A 25,968-nucleotide genomic window follows, 5' to 3' on the forward strand; every position below is an offset into this window, starting at 1 on the left:
TTAAACCTTAGTATCGTCTTTGGTTTTTTCAGTGCTTTGTGTCTGTGTTGGCGCTGCTTTTTGAGACTCTTGGATTTGCTCAGCTTTTTCGCTTTCAGTCTCTTTAGTTTGATCATCAGACATGGCTTTTTTAAACCCTTTTACTGCACCGCCTAAATCACCACCCATGCCGCGTAGTTTTTTAGTACCAAAAAGAAGTACGATAATCGCTAAAACAATCAATAATTGCCAAATACTAATGCCACCTAAACCCATGGTTATCTCCAACTGATAAATGCTTAAATGTTTATTTTAAGTACTAATTATACGCCCTGTGGCATAAATAGCACTTAGTTTATGTGTTACGCCACGCCACAATAAAGCTAATTGCAGACGCTGCTAATGTTACGCCTGCCGCTATGAGGTCGTGCTGCAGATAACACAGTGCCGATACAATCAGTGTAGCACTGCCAAATAGGCTAAGTACTAGCGCTTTGTGTGACACTTTACTTGGCTGAGAATGCTGTATTTGCGGACTACGTTTTAAATTTTGATAAATTAAATCAGGTAGTTCTGGCATTTTTTCAGCCCAAAATGGCAAGTTAGCATACATTTGTTTCATTACTGATAACGGTCCAACTTGTTGTTTTACCCAATCTTCTAAAAATGGCTTAGCGGTTTTCCACAAATCAAGCTGAGGATAAAGCTGACGCCCTAAGCCCTCAACGTATAATAACGTTTTTTGTAATAATACTAACTGCGGCTGTACTTGCATGTTAAAGCGGCGTGCGGTGTTAAATAAATTAACGAGTACATGGCCAAACGATATCTCAGCCAGCGGTTTATTAAATATAGGTTCGCACACGGTACGAATAGCAAATTCAAACTCTTCTATGCTGGTATCGGGCGGAACCCAGCCTGAGTCAACATGTAGCTGAGCAACTTGGCGGTAGTCACGATTAAAAAAGGCGATAAAGTTTTCTGCGAGATAGCGTTTATCTTCTTTGTTTAATGTGCCAACAATGCCACAGTCGATACCAATATACATGGGGTTTTCAGGGTGCTCGCGAGAGACAAATATATTGCCAGGGTGCATATCAGCATGAAAAAAACTGTCTCTAAATACTTGGGTAAAAAACACTTCTACACCGCGTTCAGCGAGTAATTTCATATTGGTATTTTGCGCAATTAACGACTCAGTATCTGATACAGGAATTCCGTAAATACGCTCCATAACCAAAACGTTACTGCGGCTATAGTCGCTATAAACAGCCGGGATATATAACGAATCAGAGCCTTCAAAGTTACGCTTAAGTTGTATGCCATTTGCGCCTTCGCGCATTAAATCGAGCTCATCTAGCAAGGTTTTTTTATACTCTTTGACCACTTCGACTGGGCGTAACCTTTTTGCTTCGCTGTGTACATTGGCAAGTACTTTAGCGAGCTTTTCCATAAGTGCTAAGTCGGCATTAATTTGTGTTTTTATATTTGGCCTAATCACTTTTATAACAACATCTTGGGTATTGTTATGGGCATCAACTAGCTTAGCAGTATGCACTTGTGCAATAGACGCTGAGGCCAATGGGGTTTGCGAAAACTCACTAAATAACTGGTTTATATCGCTAATTTCGAGCGCTTTTTCAATTATTTTTTGGGCAAGTTCGCCTTCAAAGGGCTCGACTTGGTCTTGCAAAAAAGCAAGCTCTAACGCAATGTCGTGAGGAAGTAAGTCTCGGCGGGTAGAAAGCATTTGGCCAAACTTAATCCACACTGGGCCAAGCTCTTGCAAGGCTAAGCGCAGGCGCAAGCCCGCTGGTTTATTTTTGTGCTGGTTACGTAACCAAAACAAGCTACCACGCGCAATTTTAGCGTACCAAGGTATTTTTTGTTTTGGTATTAACTCATCTAATCCGTAGCTAAGTAATGTTTTAGTGATGTAATACAATCGAGCAGTCGACACAAAAAATCCTTAGCGGCTGTTGGTGTTAGAAGAGTTGATTAATGCATTTATGCGTTGTTCAATAGCGGCCACTTGCCCTTTTAGCACTCGGTTTTGTTGTTTAAATTGTTCAAGCTCTAAAGGGTGAATAGTTACAGCGAGCTCATCTTGGCATAGGCTGGTTAATGTGGTGCTAATTTGCTGACGCGCTTTACGCTCTTTACTGCGTAAAGCGTTTAGCTGTATGTAAAGTTGTTGTGCGGGCGCATCGCCAATATAGTGCGATAGTTGCTCAGGCCAATCTATATCTAGCCCAGAAAATGCGGCGCTGTACGCCTGAGCGACGTTTAAGTCGCCTTGCAGGTCTAGCTTATCTTGACGAATGAGCTGTGTAAGCATGGCTGGGTCTTTAAGCGCCATGAGTGTATCTATATCTGCGCTGATCATACACTCCGCGCTATCTTCATCGCTGGCACTGTAAAGGTGTAATAGTTTACCATCAAAGGTTAATACTATTTGCTGCTGCCAATTGCGGATTTCGACCTTTAATGGTTTGTGCTTAACGGCACTGAGCTTATCTATTAAGGTGGCGTCGAGTTGCAGTACCTTATTAAGCACTCGCTCTATAAGCGAAAGTACAAAATTAGGTAACATAAAAAACTGCGAATCGGGTTTTGCTGTGACCACTTGCTCGCTTTTTTGCTCAAACGCCATAACTGCCTGCCTTAATATTTAAAACCACGGTGCAGTGCAACAATACCACCGGTTAGGTTTTGATACGTTGTTTGTTCAAAGCCTGCTTCTTCCATCATTGCTTTTAAGGTTTCTTGGTCTGGGTGCATACGAATCGACTCAGCTAAGTATTGGTATGACTCGCTATCGTTCGCCACTACTTTACCCATAGTTGGTAATAGATTGAACGAGTAAAAATCGTACGCTTTACTTAAAATTTCATGCTCAGGTTTGGAAAACTCTAATACTAATAAACGTCCACCTGGCTTTAATATACGGTACATAGAGCGCAGGGCTTTGTCTTTATCGGTTACATTACGTAGGCCAAAGGCAATCGTGATCACATCAAAGCTGTTATCTGGAAATGGCAGCATTTCGGCATTCATTTGCACGTAGTCGATATTGCCGACTAAACCCAAGTTGTGCAGTTTTTCGCGGCCCACTTTTAACATTGATGAGTTAATGTCGCCTAAAACTACTTGGCCGGTGTCACCGACTAGTTGGCTAAATTTTGCTGTTAGGTCGCCAGTGCCGCCTGCTAAATCAAGGACGTGGTGGCCTTTGCGCACACCTGAGCTGGCTATAGTTTGACGTTTCCATAATCGATGTACACCAAAAGACATTAAATCGTTCATTACATCGTACTTTGCTGCAACCGAGTGAAATACGTCTGCAACCATTGAGGCTTTATCGTTTTCGGCTACGGTTTTATAGCCAAAATGCGTGGTCTTTTGCTCTGTTTCGTTCATGGTTAGTCTCTATCGTGGCAATAAAGACTAGTGTACTTGATTGTATACTGCAGGTGCAATTTGAATATGATTTATCAGGTAATTTAGCGTAAAACCTAGTGGCCAGCTGTAAAGCTACTTTGCCCCAGTGAGCGTGCTTTAAATGCCGCTTGCGAGGCTTTTTTAGCTAACTGGTTAAAGTCATCATTTTTGAGTTGCTGCGCTATGCCTAAAGATAAGTTAATGCCAGGCAGCTTAGTGCCGCTTTTTGAGCTAACAAAACGAAGTTTTTCTACGCCATTACGCACTTTTTCAGCAATAACATTGGCGGTTTCGGGGTCTATATCTGGCAGTAATACGGTAAATTGGTCCTTTGCTGTACGCCCAGGTAAACCACTTTGAAAGACATATTTTTTTACTTGTTTAGCCACTTTGTTCAAAATAACTTCGCCAATTATATCGCCGTAATTATCTACAAAATGATCTAAATTATCTATTTGAATAGCAATTGCGCAAATTGATTTGTCTTGGTTGCTCCATAGTTGGGTTTGCTGCGTTAAATAATGACGTTTATACAGCCCCGTTTGTGAGTCAATAATGTGCTGCTTACGTAATTGCGCCAGCTGTTTTTGGGTTTTTTCGTGTAACTTTTTAGCTTTATGTAGCTCGTGTTTGAAGTGCTTGTGTTGCTCAAGTAACGTGGCTGATTGCGTGTTTAACGTATCGAGTGCTTGGCGGCTTTGCTCTATATTATTCTCATCAAGCGTGTGCATGCACTCACTTACTTGGCCGGCAAAGCTAACAATTTGTTTTTCGGTTGATTGCGCATTGCGCGACAGTGAATCAATAACCCCATTTACGTTATTAATCATTGCCACTTGCGTGGTATGCCCTTCGTTTAAAAACTCAAAGTAGAGCTGCTCAATCAAAATACTATCAATTTGGGCTTTATTAGTAATGGCCTCGTCTATGGCGTTATTTAGCTGAGGATTTACTTTACTAATATAGGTATAGGCAACGTGGTAATTTAACGGAGAGGGAGGCAGCGTATGACGTTCTAAAAACAGGCATACATTCGTCATTTTTTCTTGAGCTACAGCCATGGAATCATGGAACATCATTTTAACTACCAACTAAGTACGCATTAAATTACACATTAAAATAACTCTTCAATGAGGCGGCAATGCATCCAAGCTTTATTATTTTTTTACTACAATAATCGTTAAGCAGGCTATTTAAAAGTAAAAACAAGTATTAGTGAACTTAATTTTTTACTTTTGCTGCCTAATAGCTGATTTTATCATCAAAGAGCACGTATTTAGCTTAATTTAGGCGGGTTCAGCTTATTTTACCCGCTCCAATTAAGCGTGTGCTATTGAGATTAATCGCATTTATCTTGCTATTTACTCAGCCTACGATAGTTTTGTGAAATCTATTGTATGGTTAAGTAAAACTAAAATGAATTATTCCTTACCCCCGCGAATTTGCCGCACACTGCTTGTGCTATCACTTTTTGGCACGCTAAGCGCATGTACATTAACAAGCCCCAACGCAAACACACAATTTGAACAAGTGGCGCAAAGTATTGTTGATTACCGCAAACGTGTTAATCCCTACACTCAGCCTGAAGGGGTTGATGGCTATTTATTACCTAATTTATCGGCCGGATTCTTAAAGCAGCAATATGAGGAAAAAACAGCATTATTAAGTCGTTTAGATGCAATTGATAGCGATGAGCTTTCAAGTGAAAACAGTATTAACCTCAGTATTATTCGTGCGCAAGTACAAAATAGTGTTGATGAATATGTATTTAATGCGCACTACATGCCGCTAACTTCTGAGTATGGGTTCCATTCTAGCTTGTCTTATATGATTAATAGTTCGCAGTACAAGCAACCGCAACAGTTAGAAACGTATTTAGCCCGCCTTGAACAAGTGCCGCGCTTTTTTGAGCAAAATATACATTGGATGAAAAAGGGGCTCGAAACGGGGCTTACTCAACCACAAGCGGTATTAGCTGGGTATGAAGACTCAATAAGCGCATACATAGTAGATGATGTAACACAGTCAGACTTTTACTCCCCGTTTAAAACGAACACAGCAGGGCTAAGTGAAAACGACTTTAAAGCGTTGCAGCAAAAAGCTAAACGCATCATAAAAAACGATGTTATAGCCTCTTACAAAGCGTATTTAACATTTTTTACTACGCAATATCAGCCGGGTGCACGTACTACGATTGGTATTTCGCAAACCCCTAATGGCAAGGCGTTTTATAAAAACCGCGCACAGTATTACACCACCACAAATATGAGCATTGATGAAATACATCAGCTGGGGTTATCTGAAGTGGTGCGTATCCGCAGTGAAATGCAGGAAATAATTAAAGAAGTAGGCTTTGAAGGCACGTTTGCCGATTTTATCCACTTTTTACGTACCGATCCGCAATTTTACGCCACCACTCCAGAGCAGCTATTAAAAGAAGCTGCTTATATAGCTAAAAAAATGGACGCGCAGCTGCCTAAGTTATTTCACACATTGCCACGTATGCCCTATGGCGTTGCACCTGTACCTGCAAATATAGCCCCTAAATATACAACAGGCCGCTATGTTGGCTCGAGCCGAAGCGATCAAGCGGGTTATTATTGGGTAAATACATATGCGCTAGATAAGCGCCCATTGTATGTATTAGAGGCGCTGACCTTACACGAAGCCGTACCAGGGCATCATTTACAAATATCGCTTAATGCAGAGCTTGAAAACTTACCAAGCTACCGACGTGACGCCTACCTTTCGGCTTTTGGTGAAGGGTGGGGGCTTTATTCTGAATACTTAGGTATAGAAGCAGGCTTTTACCAAGACCCATACAGCCGATTTGGCCGTTTAACCTATGAAATGTGGCGTGCAGCTCGTTTAGTGGTTGATACAGGCATGCACATGTACGGCTGGAGCCGAGAGCGTGCTATGAACTTTATGAGTGAAAACACGGCGCTTTCATTACACAATGTTAAAACCGAAACCGACCGCTATATTTCGTGGCCGGGGCAAGCTTTGTCGTACAAAATTGGCGAGCTGACTATTAAGCGTTTACGCACAGAGGCCGAGCAAGCGCTTGGGCCTCGTTTTGATATTCGTGAGTTTCATCATCAAGTATTGCGTCATGGTTCAGTGCCGTTATCAGTGCTTGAAGAGCAAGTTCGTTTGTATATAAAAGCTGAGCTTGAAAACACGCAAAGCTAATTATCTAAAGGTATAAACCTTGAACAACGAAAGGTGTTGTGTCATTTTGACGCAACACCTTTTTTATTTTTAAAAACAGCCATCAAGGGGCCTTGGATGAGCGATTTTATTATTTTTAGTATTGATGTATTTGCGAGTATTTTTATTGTTGCATTAGGATTAATTGTACTTACCGTTATTGTTTTTTATTTTCGTGATATTACTCAAACAAAGCATGCAATTAGGCGAAATTACCCGGTTATTGGCCGCTTTAGGTACTTTTTTGAGCGCCAAGGCGAGTTTTTTAGGCAGTACTTTTTTGCCCTCGATAGAGAAGAAATGCCGTTTAACCGAGCAGAGCGCAGCTGGGTGTATCGTGCTGCAAAAGATGTCGATCGTACCGCTGCATTTGGCTCCACACAAAGCTTAGAGGTAACAGGTACAGTGATGTTTATGAACTGTGCTTTCCCTACCTTAGATGAAGAGGCGCTGGACCCAAGTAATGTAACTTTAGGCCCTTATTGTAAAACGCCGTACACCACTAACTCCTTGTTTAATATATCGGGAATGAGCTTTGGTGCGCTCTCAAAACCGGCTGTTAGAGCGTTATCAAAAGGGGCAAAATTGGCCGGCTGCTGGATGAATACCGGCGAAGGCGGGTTAAGCCCTTATCACTTAGAGGGCGGAGCCGATTTGGTGTTTCAAATTGGTACGGCTAAATATGGTGTGCGTGACGAGCTTGGAAATTTAAGTATCGATAAACTTAAAGAAATTGCGGCGCATAAAAACGTAAAAATGTTTGAGCTTAAATTAAGCCAAGGTGCCAAACCAGGTAAAGGCGGTATGTTACCAGGTAAAAAGGTTAATGCTGAAATTGCTAAAATAAGGGGTATTCCTGAGGGCAAAGATTCAATTAGCCCAAATGGGCACCCAGAGATCAAAAAGCCAAGCGACATATTAGATATGATTGCAACAGTGCGAAACGCCACAGGCAAACCTACCGGCTTTAAAGCCGTTATTGGTGATTACACTTGGCTAGAAACGCTATTTGCAGAAATAAACCACCGCGGGCTTGAATCAGCACCGGATTTTATCACTATTGATAGTGCCGATGGCGGTACGGGCGCAGCGCCACAACCCTTATTAGATTCGGTAGGTTTACCGCTGCGCGAAAGCTTACCGCTGGTTGTTAATATGCTTGAAAAACATGGCTTAACAGGACGGGTTAAAGTCATTGTATCGGGTAAGTTAATTGTGCCCTCTAAGGTGGCATGGGCGCTTGCTTTGGGTGCTGATTTTGTTGTTTCTGCTCGTGGTCATATGTTTGCGTTAGGCTGTATACAGGCTATGCAATGTAATAAAGACACCTGCCCAACCGGTGTAACTACCCATAACGAGCGGCTACAGCGTGGGTTAAATGTTGCAGATAAAGCCCAGCGAGTTGCCAATTATAATAAATATATTCATTACGGCGCTGGCTTAATTGCCCACTCATGTGGTGTAACGAGTGCGCGGGAATTAAGGCGTAAACACGTGCGTATAGTGCAAGAAAGTGGGCTGTCGGAGCCGCTCGATAAAATTTACGAAAACTACCAATAACGGTATTGGTAGTAAAAAAGGCGCTTTGGCGCCTTTTTTAATTTAGCTGGCTTATTAATAAACTAAAAAAGGCATCTTTGTTGTCGCAGCTTTTGGCATTTAAAATAAGTTGCTCACCTAAGCTCAGCGTTTGTTTTTGTACTGCAAGGCGCGTATTTTCATCTTCAATGCTGTCAATATCTACCACATGCGCGAGCCCTATGGTGCGCCTAATTAGTTCTGTTCCACAATAGCCTATGGCGTCTTGTAATACGGTTTTCATAAAGTACTGTGGGTAGCCCTCGGTATTAAGGGTGCGATCTGTGCTGTGGTTGGCAATTAAAGCTAACCATTGTTGCTCAAATAAATTATAGCTTTCAACAATGCAGCTAAGTAAATGCGTTTGATAGTTTCGTCGTGCTACAAACTCTTCAATATGCCCTGCTTGTGCGCAGTAATTTAATAGTAAATTGCCAATAAAAGAGCCTATATCAAAGCCAACAGGGCCAAAAAAGCCAAACTCGGGGTCAATCACTTTAGTGGTATTGGTATCTACAAAAATACTGCCGCTGTGCATATCGCCGTGCAGCAATGTTTGCGGGTTAGATAAAAAATTAGCTTTTAATTTCGCAACTTCTAACTTAAGTGCCGTGTTATCGCGCAAAGCGTGTACATGTGTAGTAAGTTGCTCGTTAAAGTGATTGCGTTCGTGATCTGTATACGGATCGCTAAAAAATAAATCTTCTGTAATTTGGCAAAGCTCAGGGTTAGTAAATTGCTGTACGAGGGCCTTTTTATGCTGGGCGGTTAGGTAAAAATCTGAATTATAAAACCCGGTATGGCTTAAATACGTAGCTACGTGCTCGGCTAACTTAGGAAATTGCTCCGCGTTATTTTGCGCGGTACGCAATATTTTTAAGTGACCTAAATCTTCTAAAATGGTAAGTGCGTAAGCTTGGTTATAGTGCAGTACTTTAGCGGTATTTTGTGGGCAAATAGCCCCATGGTTAAGTAACACTTGCGCCTCAATACGGGCTCTATCAAGCGTGAGCGGCCATGACTCACCTACACAACGAGCATAAGGCAGTGCTTGCTTTAAAATAATGCTGTTATGGTGCTCATCGCTAATTCTAAATACTAAATTAAGGTTACCGTCACCAAATTCGTACGCAGTTAAGTGTGCGCCAGCATTAAAAAAATCATACTGCTTAGAGTCAATTAGCGAATTTACATATTCAATTGCGCGCTGCGCATCAAACGCGACATAGTTAGCCATAGTGAGTTCTCAAATAACCTTTTTGGGCATTCTATACCTTTAAATGTTTAGATGTCTACAAGTCTAACTTGAGAGTTATTCAAACTGATGTAAAATACCCTTACGCATTTTATTTAAGCAGCCTCACCATGCAAAACCTAATCGCAAGCAGTTTAAAATATGAAAACGGCACATTAAGTGTGCTTGACCAGTATTTACTTCCTCATCAGCAGGTATGGCACGAATGCCATAGTGTTGAGACGATGAAGGAGCTGATCATCAGTTTAAAAATTCGTGGCGCACCATTAATAGGCTTAGGTGCGAGTTTGCTGGTTGCTCATTTAGCGCAGCAGGGGGGAACTCAAGCGGCGCTTGCAAAAGCAATTGATGAGCTTGAAGCCACAAGGCCAACCGCTGTTAATTTAATGCATTGCATGGCTACATTAAGAGAGGCCCTTAAAAGCGATGACTTTGTAGCAGCTGTGGTGTGCAGCGCAGAGCGCCTTTTTATTGAAGACATTGCCCTATGTGAGCGCATGGCAACGCGCGGAGCTGAGCTTATAAACAGCGGCGACAATATTTTAACCCATTGTAATACCGGCGCATTAGCGACTGCTGGTATTGGTACAGCATTAGGCGTTATTTACAAAGCGCAGCAACAACACGGCAATATACATGTGTGGGTTGATGAAACGCGGCCCTTGTTGCAAGGCGGGCGTTTAACCGCGTTCGAACTTGAGCGCTGGCAAGTACCGTATACGCTTATTTGCGATAATATGGCAGCAAGCTTAATGGCCGCAGGCAAGGTAGATAAAATAGTGGTAGGCGCCGATCGTATTGCTGCTAATGGCGACTTTGCTAATAAAGTGGGAACTTATAATTTAGCTATATTGGCCCATTTTCATGATATTCCTTTTTATGTTGTCGCGCCTTTAACTACGCTTGATACACAAACAGCTCACGGTAGCGATATAGCAATAGAGCAGCGAAATAGCGCAGAGGTACGCGGCGTAAGTGGCAGTTTTGGTGAGGCGCTGTGGGCACCCACGAATGCCAATGTGTATAATCCCGCATTTGATGTAACACCTGCAAAACTAATAACAGCTTGGGTGTTAGATACCGGTGTTTACAATAAAAGTGATGTAGAGAGTGGGGCGTTAACAGCGCTTAAGTAGTTTTTAAACAGCGCTCCACTTATCCCTTTGTGGAGCGTATTACTTTTGCTATGCGAGCAACGGAAACTGCTTCGCAATTTCAGACTCGGTGCTTTTTGCAACCCAGCCCTCGGTATTATTAAATAATCGAATGGCGGTAAATTCTGGGTCGCTTCCCATATCAAACCAATGTGGGGTAAGAGTTGGGACCGAAATTAAGTCACCTTGCTGGCATAATACTTGGTAAATTTTGGCATCAATATGTAGGCAAAATAACCCTTGGCCTTTTACAAAAAAGCGAACTTCGTCTTCACTATGAGTGTGCTCAAATAAAAACTTTTCTCGCATTTGTGTCGCTGCAGGATTACCTTTTGCAAGCGAAATAACATCTACCGTTTGGTAGCCATTTTGCGCTTTTAAGCGCGCTATATCATTTTTATACGCTGCAATAATTTGCTCATTTGTAGTGTGCTCATTAATGGGTGCAGTTGCTTGCCATTGTTCAAAACGTACATTTACCTTTGCTAATTGCTGAGTAATTTCGCTTAAATCACAGGTGTTTACCAGCGCATTACTTGGATTGTTGTTAGCATAAATTGTTAATTGGCTCATGCAAATTGCTCCAATTTAACTGTGCTAAAGTCATGTACGTATGGGTGCGCGCTATGTGCTTGGCCATCACGTATTAAGTGCAAGGTTTTAAGCCCTGCGGCTTTGGCTGCATCAAGCTCATCTGCAACATCACTTAAAAACAAGATTTCGTTAGCACTAAAAGGGAGCTGATTAACTATAGTGTTATAGGCTGCTTGCTCTTGCTTTGCGCCGACTTTGGTATCAAAAAAATCGTTAAACAGGGGGCGAATATCGCCATAGTCACTGTATTTAAAGAGTAACTGCTGCGCCCTTACCGAGCCTGATGAATACACATAGAGTGCGGTGCCTTGAGCGTGCTGAGCTTGTAAAAACTCAAACGCATCTGCGTATAGGTGGCCTTTAAAATCCCCGTGCTCGTAGCCCGTTTGCCAAATTAGCCCTTGTATTTGCTTTAAAGGGGTAATTTTTTTATCTTCTTCAATCCACTTTAGTAACACGCTAATGACATTTTCTATATCGGCATCTGGCTCATTAATAATGGCTTTTACTGCCGCTATTTGCTCAGCGACATGGGTTTTATTTTCGTTTAAGCGCATAAACGTTGCTAGTTGCTTGGCTGCATACGGAAACAACACCTCTTTTACAAATGAGATACGTGTTATGGTGCCTTCAATATCAGTTAAAATTGCTTTTATCATTATAGCTGTGCCCCAATACCTTCTATTTTTAACCGTTCCAGCTCGCAACTAAATAAAAACTCTAACCCTTCTAAATGGCGAAGTGCTTGCTTGTAATTACGCCCTACTACATAAACGCCATGCCCACGAATTAACACTGCATGCTCAATGGGTGTATGTAAATGGTGATCGCTAAGCAGCAAGCTTAAGCGGTCTATGTCTTGGTCGTTTTCAAAAATAGGAATGCTGAGCGTATCTAAATGCGAGGTTACCCCACTGAGTGACTTTTGCATTTCGTAACCGCTTAAATTTAATGCATGGCTTTTAATTACACGCGATAGTACGGTGGCTGCTACTGAGTGAGTATGCAGTACCACGTTTGCGTGCGGAATAAGCTTATACATGCCTAGGTGCAGTTGCGTTTCGGCCGATGGGTTGCCAGCACCTTTAGTGCGATTACCTTGATGATCAAGCTCAATGAATGTGTGTGTACCGAGCTGACCTTTATCAAAGCCGCTAGCGGTAACCACATACCCTGTTGCGGTGCGCGCCGAAAAATTTCCGCCGGTGGCGGGGACCCAGCCTTTTTGACTGATCCATTTTCCGGCTTCAATAAGTTGCGAAATAGCGGTATTGTTGTGCATACATTCCTCACCAATGAGTGTAATACCAATGCGTAATAATACTTAATGCATTTGAGGCGCTAAACCAAACGCGAGCTGCGTTTTTGCTACCTCAAAATAGCTCAGTTAATTAAGCAAATTGATATAAAGCTATTTAATTTTAGACGGCTATACTTCTGTTTTAAGCAATGATAGCATCGCTTTAAGCGCAAAACCATCATTAAGGGCCTGTCGTGTTTGAAAGTAAATTACCAAATTTAAGTGTTAGTATATTTAGCCAAATGAGTGGCTTGGCAAGTCAGCATTCGGCAATAAATTTATCGCAGGGTTTTCCTGAGTTTGATGCGCCAGAACTACTGAAAAACCAGCTAAATTTTTATGTTCAGCAAGGGGTTAATCAATACTCGCCATCCAGTGGTGTGCCCCGTTTACAGCAACAAATAGCAAATTTAGTTTCGCGTAAATACGCGGCTAATATTGATGCAGCTGAGCAAGTTACGGTAACGTCGGGCGCCACCGAAGCATTATTTGTGGCTATTCAAACTATAGTACGCCCCGATGATGAAGTTATTGTGTTTGACCCCGCTTATGACTCTTACCAGCCTGCCATTGAGCTTGCTGGCGGTAAAACAGTTCATATTGCATTGCATGCCCCCGGTTATGCTATTGATTGGCAAACTGTTCGCAGTGCAGTGAGCAAAAACACGCGCGCTATAATTATTAATACGCCACACAACCCAAGCGGAAAAATACTTAAAAGCCATGATATAAACGCGCTTAAATCGTTAGTGAACGATCACGATTTATATGTAATAAGTGATGAAGTTTACGAACACATTACCTTTGATGGCGATAAGCACTTAAGCATGCTTTGTGATGAGCAGCTGCGTGAAAAAAGCTTTGTTATATCAAGCTTTGGCAAAACGTTTCACAGTACCGGCTGGAAAATGGGGTACTGTGTTGCGCCTGCACCACTTGCTACTGAATTTAGAAAAATACACCAGTATGTTACTTTTTCAAGTTTTACACCTGCACAACACGCTTTGGCCGACATGCTTGAACAACAAGGCGAGCATGTCGATGAGCTGAGTAATTTTTATCAGCAAAAGCGCGATTTACTGGCACAGCACTTAAGTGACAGCCGTTTTAATATTTTACCAAGCCAAGGTACGTACTTTTTATTGCTCGATTACAGTGAAGTGTCTGATCTTAATGATGTAGATTTTTGCCACTGGTTAGTAGAGCAAGCTGGGGTTGCTGCTATTCCTTTAAGTGTGTTTTATAAGCAACCTTCAAATGATAAAGTGATTCGACTGTGTTTTGCTAAAAACGATGAAACCTTAATAGAGGCCGCGCAAATATTATGTCAACTTTAACGCTTACACTCGTTCAAAGTGCGCTGCATTGGCTTGATAAAGACGCCAATTTAGCCATGTTTGATAAAAAATTAGCAGCGATGAGCGCTCAACCTGATTTAATTTTACTACCCGAAACCTTCGCCACAGGCTTTGCTATTAACCTTGATTGCGCAGAGCCCGAAAATGGCAAAGTGCTGAGCTGGCTAAAAACCCAAGCACATAAACATAAAGCTGTTATTGCAGGTTCGGTTTTGGTTGCTCAAGGCGATAAAAAAGCGAATCGCTTTTATTGGGTGACGCCAAGTGGCGAGGTAAATTATTACGATAAACGTCATTTATTTCGCTTAGGCAGTGAGGGCGATTACGTTGTCGCAGGACAAGCGCGTAAAACGTTTGAAATTAACGGTTTTAAGTTACTGCCGCAAGTATGTTACGACTTGCGCTTTCCGGTTTTTCAGCGCAACAATAATGATTACGATGTAATGATAAACGTTGCAAACTGGCCTGCGGTTCGTCGCCATATTTGGGATACGCTATTAATGGCGCGTGCTATGGAAAACCTATGTTATGTAGTAGCCGTTAACCGTGTTGGCGACGATGGCAATGGTGTTGCGCACAATGGCGGCACGGCCGTGTACGACTTTAAAGGCGATACAATCGCCAAAGCAAAAGACAATACACAAGAGTTACTTACCGTAACACTTGAAAAAGCACCGCTCGATGATTTTAAAGACTCGTTTCCTGCTTATTTAGATGCCGACGCGTTTACCTTGGTATAAATCGCTAAGCATTAGCGCCTAGCTAATAAAGTGCTAAAATAGCCGCTGATATGTTTATTGGCGGCTTTATGAATACAACCCTTATTACACCGGTAATTTTAGCCGGCGGCATTGGCACACGGTTATGGCCGCTTTCTCGCCAAGCTATGCCTAAGCAATTTTTACCTCTGCTTGATAACAAACACTCACTATTACAAAGCACGTTAGCGCGTGTGTCGGGCAAGGAGTTTGCAAAGCCAATACTTGTTTGTAACGAGCAGCACCGCTTTATTGCTGCTGAGCAAAGTGCACAGGCCGCTCCTCATGCACTTTTGTTAGAGCCCCAGGGTAAAAATACCGCGCCGGCTATTGCGCTGGCAGCACACTACGCTTTACAGCAAGGCATAACTGGGCCAATACTGGTGATGCCTGCCGATCATCATATATCCAACTTTACTGAGCTCACACTTAAATTAAACGATGCAATTGAATTAGCCCAGCAAGGTATGTTGGTCACGTTTTCAATTACACCAACACAGCCCCACACTGGGTTTGGCTACATTAAACAAGGTAGTAAAATAGCGGGCTCAAATTGCTATAAAGTGGCTGAATTTAAAGAGAAGCCAAGCTTGGCTACCGCTGAGCATTATTTAACTCAAGGCGGTTATAGCTGGAATAGCGGCATGTTTTTATTTACACCACAAGCCTATTTAAATGAGCTAGAACGCTTTGCACCAAAAATTGCACTCAGTGTAAGCGCGGCGGCTAATTTCTCTGACGATTTAGGGTTTACAAGGCCGGTAAGTGAGCCACTTAAAACCTGCCCAAGTGACTCTATCGATTACGCCATTTTAGAGCGCAGTAATAATGTAGCAGTGCTGCCTGTTGCTCTTAATTGGAGTGATGTAGGCAGCTTTAGTGCCTTGGCTAGCCTTATTAAAAAAGATGCACATGGCAATAATGAAAACGACAGCCATAGCGCGCAAAATAGTACTAATAATTTTGTTTTAAGCGAAAACGATCACAGCGTTGCTACCCTTGGGGTTAGCGACTTAGCTATTATTCATACCCACGATGCCACCCTCGTTGCCAATAAAAACAAGCTCGATGGTCTGCCTTTATTACTTAAACAATTAGCACAGAGTCAAAGCGATAAACTCAATCACCATCAGGTTGTGTATCGTCCATGGGGTAACTACCGCACTTTAGTAACAGGGACAGGGTTTAAAGTTAAAAAAATAACCGTAAACAGCGGGGCTAAACTTTCAACGCAGCGCCATCAGTATCGTGCAGAGCATTGGGTGGTGGTATCGGGGGTTGCCGATGTACGTATTGATAAGCAAGCATTAACACTTAGCCACGACCAATCTTGCTACATTGCAGTAAAACAAATACACAGCTTAGCGAACAATCAAAAAGAGGCGCTAATTGTCATTGAAGTGCAAACTGGCGCCGTACTAGATGAAAGTGACATAGAGCGTTTTGATGATAAGTATGGAAGAGAGTAAACAGCTTAATCTGTAATAGAAAAGCCCATTAACTTAACTGCCCGCGCACGTACTTTAAGTATTGTTCTAGGCTGCGCTGCCATAGCTCTAACGCCTCATCTAGCAGGTTATTATGGGGTTTGTTATCAAGCAGGCGGCGCTCTATTTTTTTAAGCTCAATACCGTAACGGTTAAAGCCTAATTGCAGCGCGGTGCTTGCTTGGCGGTGCAATAATTTAATGCACTGCTCTGGTTGCTGGTCAATAAGTTCTTGGCATCGGGTTAGTTTAGTCCGTGCTGAGAGTACAAATTCATTGTAAATCGACGACACTTCATCCTCACTAAATGAGCTGGTTAGCGTTTCTGCTGCGGTTTCGTCGTACAAGGTGTCTACTAGCTCTACAGCTATATTTGCAGTTTGATTGGATTGTGAATCACTCAGTGCTTGGCGAAGCTTTTGCTGCTTAATTGGTTTGCCTACTATGTCTTTTATTCCCAGAGCTAAGTATTCTTTTACCTCATCAGGGCTTAAGCTTGCTGTAAAAGCCAGTACGGGCGTGCGCTGGTTTTTATGCTCCAAACGCTGCAGTCGTTTTAATACTTCTTGGCCGGTAAAGTCTGGCAGGTTCATATCCAGTAAAATAACGTCAAAGTGATGCGTTTGCAGCAGTTCAATAGCGCTTTTGCCATCTTTGGCGAGCTTTATTTTATGCTCATCTTCGGCCATAAATTCAATGGCAATTTTTTGATTTAAATCTAAATCTTCGACTAGCAGTACTTCAAGGCCGGTTAAGTAGTCTTTGTTTTGATGTCGCTGCTCTACCAAACTAAGTTCCCCTAGCGTAAAGGTGGTAGTAAAGCTAAATACGCTACCAGTGCCTAGTTGACTGGTTATTTCTAAGCGGCTGCCTAGCTTTTCTAGTAAGCGGCTGGTGATGGCAAGCCCAAGGCCGGTGCCGCCTTTTTCTTTGCCGGCGCTACTTTGTACGTAGGGTTCGGTTAAGTAGGCTATTTCGTCTTTTTCGATACCAGGGCCTGAGTCTTTAACGCTAATTTTTATGGTGTGCTCAAGTTGCCTGTCGCTTATTAAATCAACCTGAATTTTTACTATACCGTGGTCGGTAAATTTAATGGCGTTACCAACAAGGTTAATAATAATTTGCCTTAATTTTTGCTGATCGCAGTAGTAACAGGCTTGTTCAGGGATATTACATACCAGTTCAAACTTAAGTTGTTTTTGCTCCGCTAATGGGCTGAGCAATAAACATAAATTGTTTAACCAGGTTTTAAATTCAATGTCTTCTTCGTAAAGTGCTTCATCACTTTGATCTAGGCTTGCGTAGTCGAGCACTTTATCAACCAGTAAATTTAATGACTCGGCTGAATTAATGATGGCCTCACAATAGGCTTTATTGCGGCTGTCGGTGCTTTGGTTCATAACTAATTGGGCGCTGCCTAATATGCCATTAAGGGGGGTGCGAATTTCATGGCTAATCGTTGATAAAAACAGGCCTCTAATTTCTAAATCTTTTTGGGCTTTGTCGGCCAGCTTGTTAAGGTTTTTTTCTCTGCGTTCATTACACAAAAGCGCCATACCGGCGGCATAAAACATAGGTGCAATAACGCCATTTAAAAACAGTAAGCTGCTAAACCATGGGCTTTGCAATAGCAGGGGTTGTTCAATATTAACCATAAATAGTGAGCGGCTAATAAAGCTCAGGCCAACTAAAGTTAATATTAAAATGTAAACAATGGTGCCATTTGGGTAGGTTTTTCGGGCATATTTAATAAATAAAAACAGCAAAAAAGTGGCTTCTGCAATGTGCTGTACATCCGAGACGTAAATACGCTCGCGTAAAGAAGGGTCAATAAAAGAATAATACCCCAACATTACGGCGCTAAACGCGGTAAAGGAGCACAGTAGCTTAAAGCCAATACCCCGATAATCTAAAAATTGGCATATAGCCAAGCTGTGCACAATTGATGCGCCAAACATCATACTGCTGGCAATACTAATCACAATAAGGTTGTGCGTTTTGCCAATAAGCGTAAAGCCAATTACTGCGCCTAGTAATAAAACCGGGTAAAAAATATAAAGCAGAGTACCTGGGGTACTTTTGTTGGTACGCCATGTTAAAAAGTTAAGAAGGGTCATTACAATAATAACGGCAATGCTGGCAAAAAAGAGGGTAAATGAGTCGAGCATAGAGGTTCCAGCAATGGGTACTTTAAATAGAGTAATAAAAAGCGATTAATTTAACAAGCATGCAGCATAAACAAAAACAGGCACCATAAGTGCCTGTTTTTAAATTACGAAATTGATTAACGAATTTCGTCTGGAATGTTTTGTTGAGCCCAAGATAGTAGCTCAATACGGTTACGACATTTAGTTTTTCTAAATGCGCTGTATAAATGTGTTTTAACTGTGTGCGGGCTGATGCTTAAATCTTCAGCAATTTCTTTGTTTTTAGAACCCTTACTCATTAACGAGATTATTGCTTTTTCTCGTTTAGTGAGTTTAATTGGCTCTATGTCACCTTCGGTCAGCTTGTGTAGTGCGTCTTTATTAAACTGCAGCATGCGGTTTAATGCATTACACATAATGTCACGTCTGTACCAAAGCTGATCTTCTAAAAGTAAGCGAATACCTTTCATTAATACATCAGCGTTATCTGTCGTATAAAACACGCCACGAATACCGCTCAACAGCGCGCGGTTAGCGAGCTCTGGGTTTTCGTCTAGGTTAAATAATACGATATCGCACTTGGTGCGCAGGTTAACTAGCTGTTCTTTTAGTTTACCCCATGCATCGTTACTTGATGTTTCAATGAACAGTAATCGAGTCCCTTCTGGTACATCTAAAATATTTGTACCCGTGGTTACGTCAAGGCCTTGCGTTTTTAACAAAGGTTCTAAAACGTTAATGCCAATGGTGTTAATTGGCTCTTGATCTAATAACAAAAAGGCTGAACTGCTCATGTTTTTATACTCTTTTTATAAAGCTGACTAGTTAAGTTTATCACGACTTCCACACCTTTTGTATTAGAAAGTCGGGTTTCGCCTTGTGAACAAGTACGATTTTACGATTATTTAAACATAAAATGTTGCAAATAAGTAATTATTTTTCACTTTATATACATGATAAACCATAACATTTGTAACTAGCTAAATACTAATAATTCCAGTGAATTTTTATTATTAAATTTTTAATTTTTTAGCTTCTTGATACGGAGGCCAGCCCATTTCTTTGCCTGCAAGCATATGTAAATGTATGTGATACACGGTTTGCCCGCCGTGTTTATTGCAGTTCATTACTACTCTGTAGCCATCGTCACTAAAGTTAAATTGCTTGGCTAATTTAGCAGCAACCTCGTATAAATTTCCAACTAAATGTGAGTTTTCGCTGTTAATATCATTGATAGTGGCAATTGCTTTTTTTGGAATAATTAACACATGAAAAGGAGCTTGCGGGTTTATATCTTTAAATGCAAGGGTAGTGTCGTCTTCGTAAATAATGTCGGCAGGAATTTCGCGGTTAATAATTTTTGTAAATATTGTTTCTGTGCTCATAATCGTTTCAGTGTAAGGTTTGAATTTAAAGTCACTAATGACAAATTTTGTTTGCAGTGTCAAACTCAAAACAAATAAAGGAGTTTTTATGCGTAAACCAATGTTAATAACTGCAGCTGCGGCACTATTGATGAGTATGTCAGTAAGTGCCGGAAATATTCACTTTCCTGAAGAGTTAGTGCCTTTACAAGTCGGCGAAAGAGTGATTGAAAGCTCTCTGTTTAGCCGCGTTGACGACATTGAACTTGCCCCTGGGTCTTATCGATTAAAATTAAAATACACCGATTTATACGAGCTAGGCTTTGACGACCATGAGGTAATAGAGTCTGAACCGTTTTGGGTTGATATTACTATTGACGATAACAAAGACTACGACATGGTGTTTAATCGTGCCGATAACGCGGTATCAGCGAAAATATTTGCTGAGGCACCACAGGTAAGTTTAAAAGCAAAGGGCGCGTCTGTGGCACAGCCGCTTAGTGTTATTTCAAATACACAGCTTGCAAGTCAAAAGCCTGCTTTACAAAATACGGTGCCAGCGGGTCCAACGCGTCCAAGCCAACCTATAAAGCCTATTGCGCCTATTAATGGCAAAGGCATGCCAAGTGCACCGCAAATGCTAGAATTTTGGTGGCAGCAAGCCACGATTGCTGAGCGAAAGGCCTTTTTAGAAAAGGTGACGAACCAAGGCGCTGAATAATAAACTTATCTCAAGCTACTAATTTTAAGCGCTAACTGCGCTGAGCTTAGTTACAGTTTTTAGTTTGAGAAAATTACAGTATTAAAAAAGGCCGATAAATCGGCCTTTTTTAATGGTTTTGCTGTTTTACCCTAAAGGTGTGAATTCCTTTCGGGGTGGCACAGGTTGCTTATTTATCAAATAAAGCGTCAATGGTGCCTTGTGCAAGAGGGTGGTAGCCTGGGCGAGCTTTGATGTATACATCATGTGCCCACTCACGCTTACCATTTTTAATAAGTGCTTTGTATAACGGCACAATTAATTTACGGCGGCCAATACCTGATAAGTGCTTATCAAGCGCTGGGTAAATAGGTTGGTAACCATTACCTACCGCTAACATAAACCATGCAAACGCGCGCTCTGCATTGGTTGATTGCGTTAAGTTAAATTGCTTATCAAGCTCGCTCATCTTATCTAAGCTTAAATCACGTGGTAGGTTATTTAAAAAGTGTAACCACTCGTGCACTGTCCATTGAGCCGTAGGTAATTGTGCTGCGCTTGTTTCACCTTTTAACCATGCTGCGCTTGCTGTATCTACTTTATCAAACGCATCCGATGTTGGGTTAGGTGCATCGCTTGGTAAACCTGGCTCAAAAATCCACTCATTCACTTTATCCATGCTTACAACGCCTGGATATTTTTCAATTAAGTTAGCTTTTAAATAAGTAACAAATTGCGCAGTAGTCAGCGATTTAAATGCAAATTCATTAAAGTAGGTCTTAACAAAGTCATCAAACTTATCACGGCCGTATTTTTCTTCTAGGTAGATTAAAAATAGCTGACCTTTAGTGTATGGCACTGAGCTAAATGCATCATCTGGATCGCGGCCATTAAGTTTTAAATTAAGGCGCGTATCGGGTGCATCAATGGTTTTAAGCTGAGCACGTAAGCCTGCTGCATCTAAAGCTTGCTCCATTACGGCGCGGTCGCGGCCAAACACTTCTTCCATAATGCGGTTTTCAACGTAAGAGGTAAAACCTTCGTTTAACCATAAATCTTCCCACGTAGCGTTGGTAACTAAGTTACCAGACCAAGAGTGTGCAAGCTCATGGGCAATAAGGTTTACTAAGCTTTTATCGCCAGCAACTACGGTAGGGGTAATAAACGAAAGACGCGGGTTTTCCATACCACCAAACGGAAAGCTAGGCGGTAACATTAATAAATCGTAACGGCCCCATGCATACTCACCATACATTTCGTTGGTTTTGTCGATCATGGCTTGGGTGTCGTTAAACTCGGCAACCGAAGCGTCTAAAATTTCAGGCTCGGCAAATATACCAGTTTGTTTTGACATGGCTTTAAATTCTAAATTACCTGCACCAATCGCAATTAAGTACGGCGAAATAGCTTGTGGCATTTCAAAGTGGTAGTCGCCATCTTTGTATAGTGCGTCTTTGTTATCGGCGCTCATTACGGCACGTATATCTTTTGGTGTATGAATACGGGCAGAGTAAGTAACGCGCATGGCAGGGGTATCTTGTACTGGTAACCAGCTACGAGCGTGAATAGCCTGCGATTGGCTGTACATAAACGGGTGCGTTTTGCTAGCTGTTTGCTCTGGTGTTAACCATTGCAGGCCAGATGCTTCTGGGCGGCTGTTGTAGTAAATACGTACTTTTGGCGCTTGGCTTTTTAAAGTAATTGTTAGTTTTGAGCCTTTAACATCATCGCGATCTGCCAGTGTAAATTTAGCTTTGTGCCAATCGCCCGAGGTGTCTTGGTACATTACTTTATCAATGTCTAAGTCGCGGGTATCAAGTACCAGCTTTTTACTCGTGTCATTGTTCCACTTTAGCGTGTGCTCAACAAAACCTTCTAATTGCTTGTCGGCAAAATCGACATCTAAATCAAGGTTTAAGTGTGTTGTTACCACATCATCTAGGTTGGCGTATGAGTTTTGATCAATCGCGTTTGCCATTGCTTGCGAGCACATACCGGCCATAGCGAGGCTTAAAAAAAGAGGTTTAATTTTCATAAAATACCCTGAACACTAATAATAAGTGCAGGTTTTATATCATGATTGATACAGCGGGTTGAGTGATTTTTACATTCTTTGCGACAATAAGGTAAACTACTGCGATTAGTTACCAGTACACTCAGAGACCTTTGTGGCGCACTCATTAAAACCTTTACATACCTTTGCACTAAACAATCAATGCCAGCATTTTGTTGAAATAACCTCGGTTGAGCAACTTAAAGCACACCGTTTTAGTGCTCCGTTTTGTTTATTAGGGGAAGGTAGCAACACAATATTTTTAGAAAACTACGCAGGCACCGTAATTAAAATGGCCACTAAGGGCATTACTATTACCGAGCGTGAAAATGATGTACTAGTGAGTGCAGCTGCGGGCGAGAACTGGCATAACCTAGTAAGCTATTTACTTGATAAAGATATTGCAGGGCTTGAAAACCTAGCCCTTATTCCGGGCACCGTTGGGGCATCGCCGGTACAAAACATTGGTGCTTATGGTGTTGAGCTTGCTCAATTTGTAGAGTCGGTTGAATACATTGATATAGCCACAAAAACCAAGGTGACTTTAACTAACGCACAGTGTGAGTTTGCTTATCGTGACTCTATTTTTAAACATGCTTTAAAAAACAAAGCGGTGATCACTCAAGTTAATTTAGCGCTCCCTAAGAAGTGGCAGCCAGTTTTAAGTTATGGCCCACTCAAAGTATTGCAAAATCCCACCCCTAAAATGGTATTTGAGCAGGTTATTGAAATTCGTAACGCTAAGCTGCCAAACCCATACACTTTAGCCAATGCGGGTAGCTTTTTTAAAAATCCGATTATTAGCAATGCGCGTTTAGAAGCGCTGCTTGTGCGGTTTAATGATTTACCGCATTACCCCTATGGGGAAAGCCATCACAAAGTGGCGGCAGGTTGGCTAATTGACCAAGCGGGCTTGAAGGGCTTTACAGTAGCAGGGATTGAGGTGCATCAGCAGCAGGCGCTGGTATTAGTTAATCATGGTGATAGTAAAGGAAGCGATTTAATCACTATGATCACGCATATACAAAATACGGTGTTTACACGTTACGGCATAATGCTAGAGCACGAAGTAAGGCTTATAAACACAAATAGTGAATGCCATGTTATTACGGAGCACGCGTAATGAAAGCACCAGATGGAAATAAACTAGCTATATTAAATGCACTTAACCAAGGTGGCTTTGTATCGGGCCAAGTCCTTGGCGAGCAACTGGGTATAAGCCGTGCTGCAGTGAGTAAACATATACAAACACTGCAAGACATGGGGCTCGATATATTTAAAGTGACGGGTAAAGGTTACAGTTTAAACAATGCGGTGGGTTTGCTAAACCGAGACGATATAACCAAACATTACCATGCATTAGGTGCTAATACAGCCCAAGTAGAAGTACACCCTATTATAGATTCAACCAACAGCGAGCTAATGCGCCGTATTCAAAATAAAGTCGCACTTGAGTCTGGCACTGTTGTGGTTGCCGAAATGCAGCAAGCCGGGCGCGGAAGGCGAGGGCGGGTATGGCAATCTCCATTTGGCGCCAATTTATATTACAGTTATTTTTGGCGCTTAGATGATGGCCTGCAAGCTGCTATGGGCGTATCAATTGCAGTAGGGCTTGCGGTATATGATGCTATAAAAGCACTTTACGATATAGACATTGAACTTAAATGGCCAAACGACATATACATAAATAAGCAAAAACTAGCTGGAGTATTAGTTGAGCTAGATGGGCAACCGCAAGGCCCTTGTCAGCTAGTCATTGGTATTGGCATTAATCTACAAATGCCGCAAAACACCAGCGAACACATTGACCAAGCATGGACTGATTTAAGCCAACACACCACCGCGCTTGATAAAAACCAGTTAGTTGCTTCGCTTACCTTTTATTTAGAGCAGCGTTTGGCAGATTACCAGCAAGACGGGCTCAACAGTATGTACGCACAGTGGAACGCCCTAAACGCCTTTGCAGGCGAATGCGTAGAGCTAAATACGGGGCACAGAAGCTGGCGGGGTATTTGTGAGGGGATTGATCAGCACGGCGGAATACGTATTCGCCAAGACGGCGAAGTTAAAAGTTACTATGGCGGCGAAATCTCGTTAAGAAAGGCCGAATTATGAAACTGCTAATAGATGTAGGTAATACGTCATTAAAAGCGGCCTTATGGCGCGAGCAACAAGCAACGCCCGTTTCTATGAGCGACGTGCCGTGGCAAGCAATAACTGAGGTTGTGTATGCTTGTGTAGGTAACAGTGAATTATTAAATGACGCGCTCACATTAGCCACCCAAAAAAAAATCCCGTGTTTTGAGGCGCATGTTAGTAAAAATCTCAGTGGCTTAAGCTGCGCATATGAACAGGTTAGCAATTTAGGTATTGATCGCTGGCTTGCGCTGGTGGCAGGTTTTACCCTTTACCCAAACAGAGCGTGTATTATTGTGGATGCTGGCACTGCAACCACTATTGATGTATTGAGCGGCGAAGGCGAGCACTTAGGGGGCTGGATATTGCCCGGCCTTGACTTAATGACTCGCTCATTAACACAAAATACTCAGCGCGTGTTTGATGATGCCAATACCCCCTTTTTAAACGAGCTAGGTAAAAACACACCCAACGGATTAAAAAATGGCGCACTGGTGGCAACATTAGGCGCTATTGAACAGGCCAAATATCAACTTAAACACGTAACAGGCGAACAAAAACCACAAATTTTGTGCGCCGGTGGTTACGGTTTGCTGTTACAGCAACAAATAAGTGGCAGTATTTTTGATTCTTTATTGGTTATGAAAGGATTGAATTATTGGCATGAGCTAAGTAAAAACGACGAAAAACAGCAAAATTAAGCACTTTTGCATGAATTGTGAGCATTTAAGCTAAAAAATTACATTTTTTTTAATTTTATAGTTGCATCATAATAAACCTTACTCTAATATCTCGCCCCGTACTAAAGCAGTGCCGACTTAGCTCAGCTGGTAGAGCAACTGACTTGTAATCAGTAGGTCAACCGTTCGACTCGGTTAGTCGGCACCACTTTCCTTTTACCGAAAGTGAATTAGTAAAGAATTATCGTGGAGGGGTTCCCGAGCGGCCAAAGGGATCAGACTGTAAATCTGACGGCTCAGCCTTCGCTGGTTCGAATCCAGCTCCCTCCACCACTTTATTCTTGACGGTTAGAGGTAGTTTAAGAACAGGTTCCTAAAGCGGGCATCGTATAATGGCTATTACCTCAGCCTTCCAAGCTGATGATGCGGGTTCGATTCCCGCTGCCCGCTCCAATTATGGTGTTGCTGATATAGCTCAGTTGGTAGAGCGCACCCTTGGTAAGGGTGAGGTCGGCAGTTCAAATCTGCCTATCAGCACCAGTCATATGAATCTCCTTGAATACTTCCTTTATCTGTCAGAAAAAACTATTTGAAATTTGAAAAAATTAAATTAATCTACCTCTGGTGGATTATTTTCATATGTAATCTAGATACACAAAACTGATAGGTTCCGTCATGGCAAAAGAAAAGTTTGAACGCGTAAAACCGCACGTAAACGTTGGTACAATCGGCCACGTTGACCACGGTAAAACTACACTAACTGCAGCAATCC

General features: G+C 42.0%; 24 protein-coding genes and 4 tRNA genes. 15 read left to right on the plus strand and 13 right to left on the minus strand.

The window, feature by feature from the left end; genetic code table 11:
* The 5 genes from tatA to CWB60_RS12670 form a co-directional block, all read right to left on the minus strand.
* Entirely contained in the window at positions 1-255 is a 255-nt protein-coding gene (gene tatA, locus CWB60_RS12650) for a Sec-independent protein translocase subunit TatA (protein ID WP_004587475.1), read from the minus strand.
* A 79-nt stretch (positions 256-334) separates the two neighbouring features.
* Positions 335-1,939, minus strand: coding sequence for a ubiquinone biosynthesis regulatory protein kinase UbiB (gene ubiB / locus CWB60_RS12655; RefSeq protein WP_138577397.1), 1,605 nt, complete (start codon positions 1,937-1,939; stop codon positions 335-337).
* Between the two features lie 9 nt (positions 1,940-1,948).
* Entirely contained in the window at positions 1,949-2,632 is a 684-nt protein-coding gene (locus tag CWB60_RS12660) for a ubiquinone biosynthesis accessory factor UbiJ (protein WP_138577399.1), read from the minus strand.
* Positions 2,633-2,643: 11 nt separating this feature from the next.
* Positions 2,644-3,399, minus strand: a complete 756-nt coding sequence (ubiE, locus tag CWB60_RS12665; RefSeq protein ID WP_004587478.1) for a bifunctional demethylmenaquinone methyltransferase/2-methoxy-6-polyprenyl-1,4-benzoquinol methylase UbiE — start codon at positions 3,397-3,399, stop codon at positions 2,644-2,646.
* Positions 3,400-3,494: 95 nt separating this feature from the next.
* Positions 3,495-4,481, minus strand: a complete 987-nt coding sequence (locus CWB60_RS12670; RefSeq protein ID WP_004587479.1) for a GGDEF domain-containing protein — start codon at positions 4,479-4,481, stop codon at positions 3,495-3,497.
* Between the two features lie 355 nt (positions 4,482-4,836).
* Between CWB60_RS12670 and CWB60_RS12675 the strand changes: the two genes are divergently transcribed.
* Together CWB60_RS12675 and CWB60_RS12680 are read left to right on the plus strand one after the other, a co-directional pair.
* Positions 4,837-6,615, plus strand: coding sequence for a DUF885 domain-containing protein (locus CWB60_RS12675; protein WP_138577401.1), 1,779 nt, complete (start codon positions 4,837-4,839; stop codon positions 6,613-6,615).
* 96 nt (positions 6,616-6,711) lie between these two features.
* Positions 6,712-8,193 (plus strand): FMN-binding glutamate synthase family protein, encoded by a 1,482-nt coding sequence (locus CWB60_RS12680; RefSeq protein ID WP_004587481.1) that lies wholly within the window; start codon positions 6,712-6,714, stop codon positions 8,191-8,193.
* A 37-nt stretch (positions 8,194-8,230) separates the two neighbouring features.
* Here the strand turns inward: CWB60_RS12680 and mtnK are convergent, their stop codons facing one another.
* Positions 8,231-9,448, minus strand: coding sequence for an S-methyl-5-thioribose kinase (gene mtnK, locus CWB60_RS12685; RefSeq protein WP_138577403.1), 1,218 nt, complete (start codon positions 9,446-9,448; stop codon positions 8,231-8,233).
* A gap of 128 nt (positions 9,449-9,576) precedes the next feature.
* On the opposite strand from mtnK, the gene mtnA reads away from it, so the two are divergent.
* The gene (gene mtnA, locus CWB60_RS12690) at positions 9,577-10,602 is read left to right on the plus strand and encodes an S-methyl-5-thioribose-1-phosphate isomerase (protein WP_138577405.1); all 1,026 of its coding nucleotides are present in this window, start codon (positions 9,577-9,579) and stop codon (positions 10,600-10,602) included.
* A 48-nt stretch (positions 10,603-10,650) separates the two neighbouring features.
* On the opposite strand, the gene CWB60_RS12695 is transcribed toward mtnA, so the two are convergent.
* From CWB60_RS12695 to CWB60_RS12705, 3 genes are read right to left on the minus strand one after another with little or no spacing between them, the layout of a single operon-like run.
* A complete protein-coding gene (locus tag CWB60_RS12695) occupies positions 10,651-11,193 on the minus strand; it encodes a 1,2-dihydroxy-3-keto-5-methylthiopentene dioxygenase (protein ID WP_138577407.1) in 543 nt (180 codons plus the stop codon).
* Positions 11,190-11,873 (minus strand): acireductone synthase, encoded by a 684-nt coding sequence (mtnC, locus tag CWB60_RS12700; protein ID WP_138577409.1) that lies wholly within the window; start codon positions 11,871-11,873, stop codon positions 11,190-11,192. Before mtnC ends, CWB60_RS12695 begins: the two co-directional genes overlap by 4 nt.
* On the minus strand, positions 11,873-12,496 hold the full coding sequence (locus CWB60_RS12705) for a methylthioribulose 1-phosphate dehydratase (RefSeq protein WP_004587487.1): 624 nt from the start codon (positions 12,494-12,496) through the stop codon (positions 11,873-11,875). The genes mtnC and CWB60_RS12705 overlap by 1 nt, the downstream gene beginning before the upstream one ends.
* A gap of 212 nt (positions 12,497-12,708) precedes the next feature.
* On the opposite strand from CWB60_RS12705, the gene CWB60_RS12710 reads away from it, so the two are divergent.
* The 3 genes from CWB60_RS12710 to CWB60_RS12720 all read left to right on the plus strand — a co-directional run bounded on the left by CWB60_RS12710 (position 12,709) and on the right by CWB60_RS12720 (position 16,099).
* On the plus strand, positions 12,709-13,851 hold the full coding sequence (locus tag CWB60_RS12710; RefSeq protein WP_138577411.1) for a methionine aminotransferase: 1,143 nt from the start codon (positions 12,709-12,711) through the stop codon (positions 13,849-13,851).
* On the plus strand, positions 13,839-14,612 hold the full coding sequence (locus tag CWB60_RS12715) for an amidohydrolase (protein ID WP_004587489.1): 774 nt from the start codon (positions 13,839-13,841) through the stop codon (positions 14,610-14,612). Before CWB60_RS12710 ends, CWB60_RS12715 begins: the two co-directional genes overlap by 13 nt.
* A 68-nt stretch (positions 14,613-14,680) precedes the next feature.
* Positions 14,681-16,099, plus strand: a complete 1,419-nt coding sequence (locus CWB60_RS12720) for a mannose-1-phosphate guanylyltransferase/mannose-6-phosphate isomerase (protein WP_138577413.1) — start codon at positions 14,681-14,683, stop codon at positions 16,097-16,099.
* Between the two features lie 28 nt (positions 16,100-16,127).
* Here the strand turns inward: CWB60_RS12720 and CWB60_RS12725 are convergent, their stop codons facing one another.
* The 3 genes from CWB60_RS12725 to CWB60_RS12735 all read right to left on the minus strand — a co-directional run bounded on the left by CWB60_RS12725 (position 16,128) and on the right by CWB60_RS12735 (position 19,648).
* Complete coding sequence (locus CWB60_RS12725) at positions 16,128-18,284, minus strand: response regulator (protein ID WP_138577415.1); 2,157 nt, start codon at positions 18,282-18,284, stop codon at positions 16,128-16,130.
* Positions 18,285-18,400: 116 nt separating this feature from the next.
* On the minus strand, positions 18,401-19,057 hold the full coding sequence (locus tag CWB60_RS12730; protein WP_004587492.1) for a helix-turn-helix transcriptional regulator: 657 nt from the start codon (positions 19,055-19,057) through the stop codon (positions 18,401-18,403).
* Between the two features lie 219 nt (positions 19,058-19,276).
* Positions 19,277-19,648 (minus strand): histidine triad nucleotide-binding protein, encoded by a 372-nt coding sequence (locus tag CWB60_RS12735; RefSeq protein ID WP_004587493.1) that lies wholly within the window; start codon positions 19,646-19,648, stop codon positions 19,277-19,279.
* Positions 19,649-19,736: 88 nt separating this feature from the next.
* Here CWB60_RS12735 and CWB60_RS12740 point away from each other — a divergent pair, with 88 nt between their 5' ends.
* Positions 19,737-20,348, plus strand: a complete 612-nt coding sequence (locus CWB60_RS12740) for a DUF2057 domain-containing protein (protein ID WP_029772876.1) — start codon at positions 19,737-19,739, stop codon at positions 20,346-20,348.
* A gap of 169 nt (positions 20,349-20,517) precedes the next feature.
* On the opposite strand, the gene CWB60_RS12745 is transcribed toward CWB60_RS12740, so the two are convergent.
* Positions 20,518-22,362 (minus strand): M1 family metallopeptidase, encoded by a 1,845-nt coding sequence (locus CWB60_RS12745; protein WP_029774313.1) that lies wholly within the window; start codon positions 22,360-22,362, stop codon positions 20,518-20,520.
* Positions 22,363-22,495: 133 nt separating this feature from the next.
* Between CWB60_RS12745 and murB the strand changes: the two genes are divergently transcribed.
* The 8 genes from murB to CWB60_RS12785 form a co-directional block, all read left to right on the plus strand.
* Positions 22,496-23,503: a UDP-N-acetylmuramate dehydrogenase gene (murB, locus tag CWB60_RS12750; RefSeq protein WP_138577417.1), complete on the plus strand. Its 1,008-nt coding sequence runs from the start codon at positions 22,496-22,498 to the stop codon at positions 23,501-23,503.
* A complete protein-coding gene (gene birA / locus CWB60_RS12755; protein ID WP_138577419.1) occupies positions 23,503-24,495 on the plus strand; it encodes a bifunctional biotin--[acetyl-CoA-carboxylase] ligase/biotin operon repressor BirA in 993 nt (330 codons plus the stop codon). The genes murB and birA overlap by 1 nt, the downstream gene beginning before the upstream one ends.
* A complete protein-coding gene (locus CWB60_RS12760) occupies positions 24,492-25,217 on the plus strand; it encodes a type III pantothenate kinase (protein ID WP_054983626.1) in 726 nt (241 codons plus the stop codon). The genes birA and CWB60_RS12760 overlap by 4 nt, the downstream gene beginning before the upstream one ends.
* A gap of 111 nt (positions 25,218-25,328) precedes the next feature.
* Positions 25,329-25,404, plus strand: a tRNA-Thr gene (locus CWB60_RS12765).
* Between the two features lie 40 nt (positions 25,405-25,444).
* Positions 25,445-25,529 (plus strand) — tRNA-Tyr (locus tag CWB60_RS12770).
* Between the two features lie 45 nt (positions 25,530-25,574).
* Positions 25,575-25,649, plus strand: a tRNA-Gly gene (locus CWB60_RS12775).
* An 11-nt stretch (positions 25,650-25,660) separates the two neighbouring features.
* Positions 25,661-25,736: transfer RNA gene (locus tag CWB60_RS12780), tRNA-Thr, on the plus strand.
* Between the two features lie 135 nt (positions 25,737-25,871).
* The coding region (locus CWB60_RS12785) for a GTP-binding protein (RefSeq protein WP_249318404.1) at positions 25,872-25,968 on the plus strand (97 nt) is incomplete at its 3' end.

The sequence above is a fragment of the Pseudoalteromonas sp. S327 genome (assembly GCF_005886415.1).
In the GTDB taxonomy this organism is placed as follows: domain Bacteria; phylum Pseudomonadota; class Gammaproteobacteria; order Enterobacterales; family Alteromonadaceae; genus Pseudoalteromonas; species Pseudoalteromonas atlantica.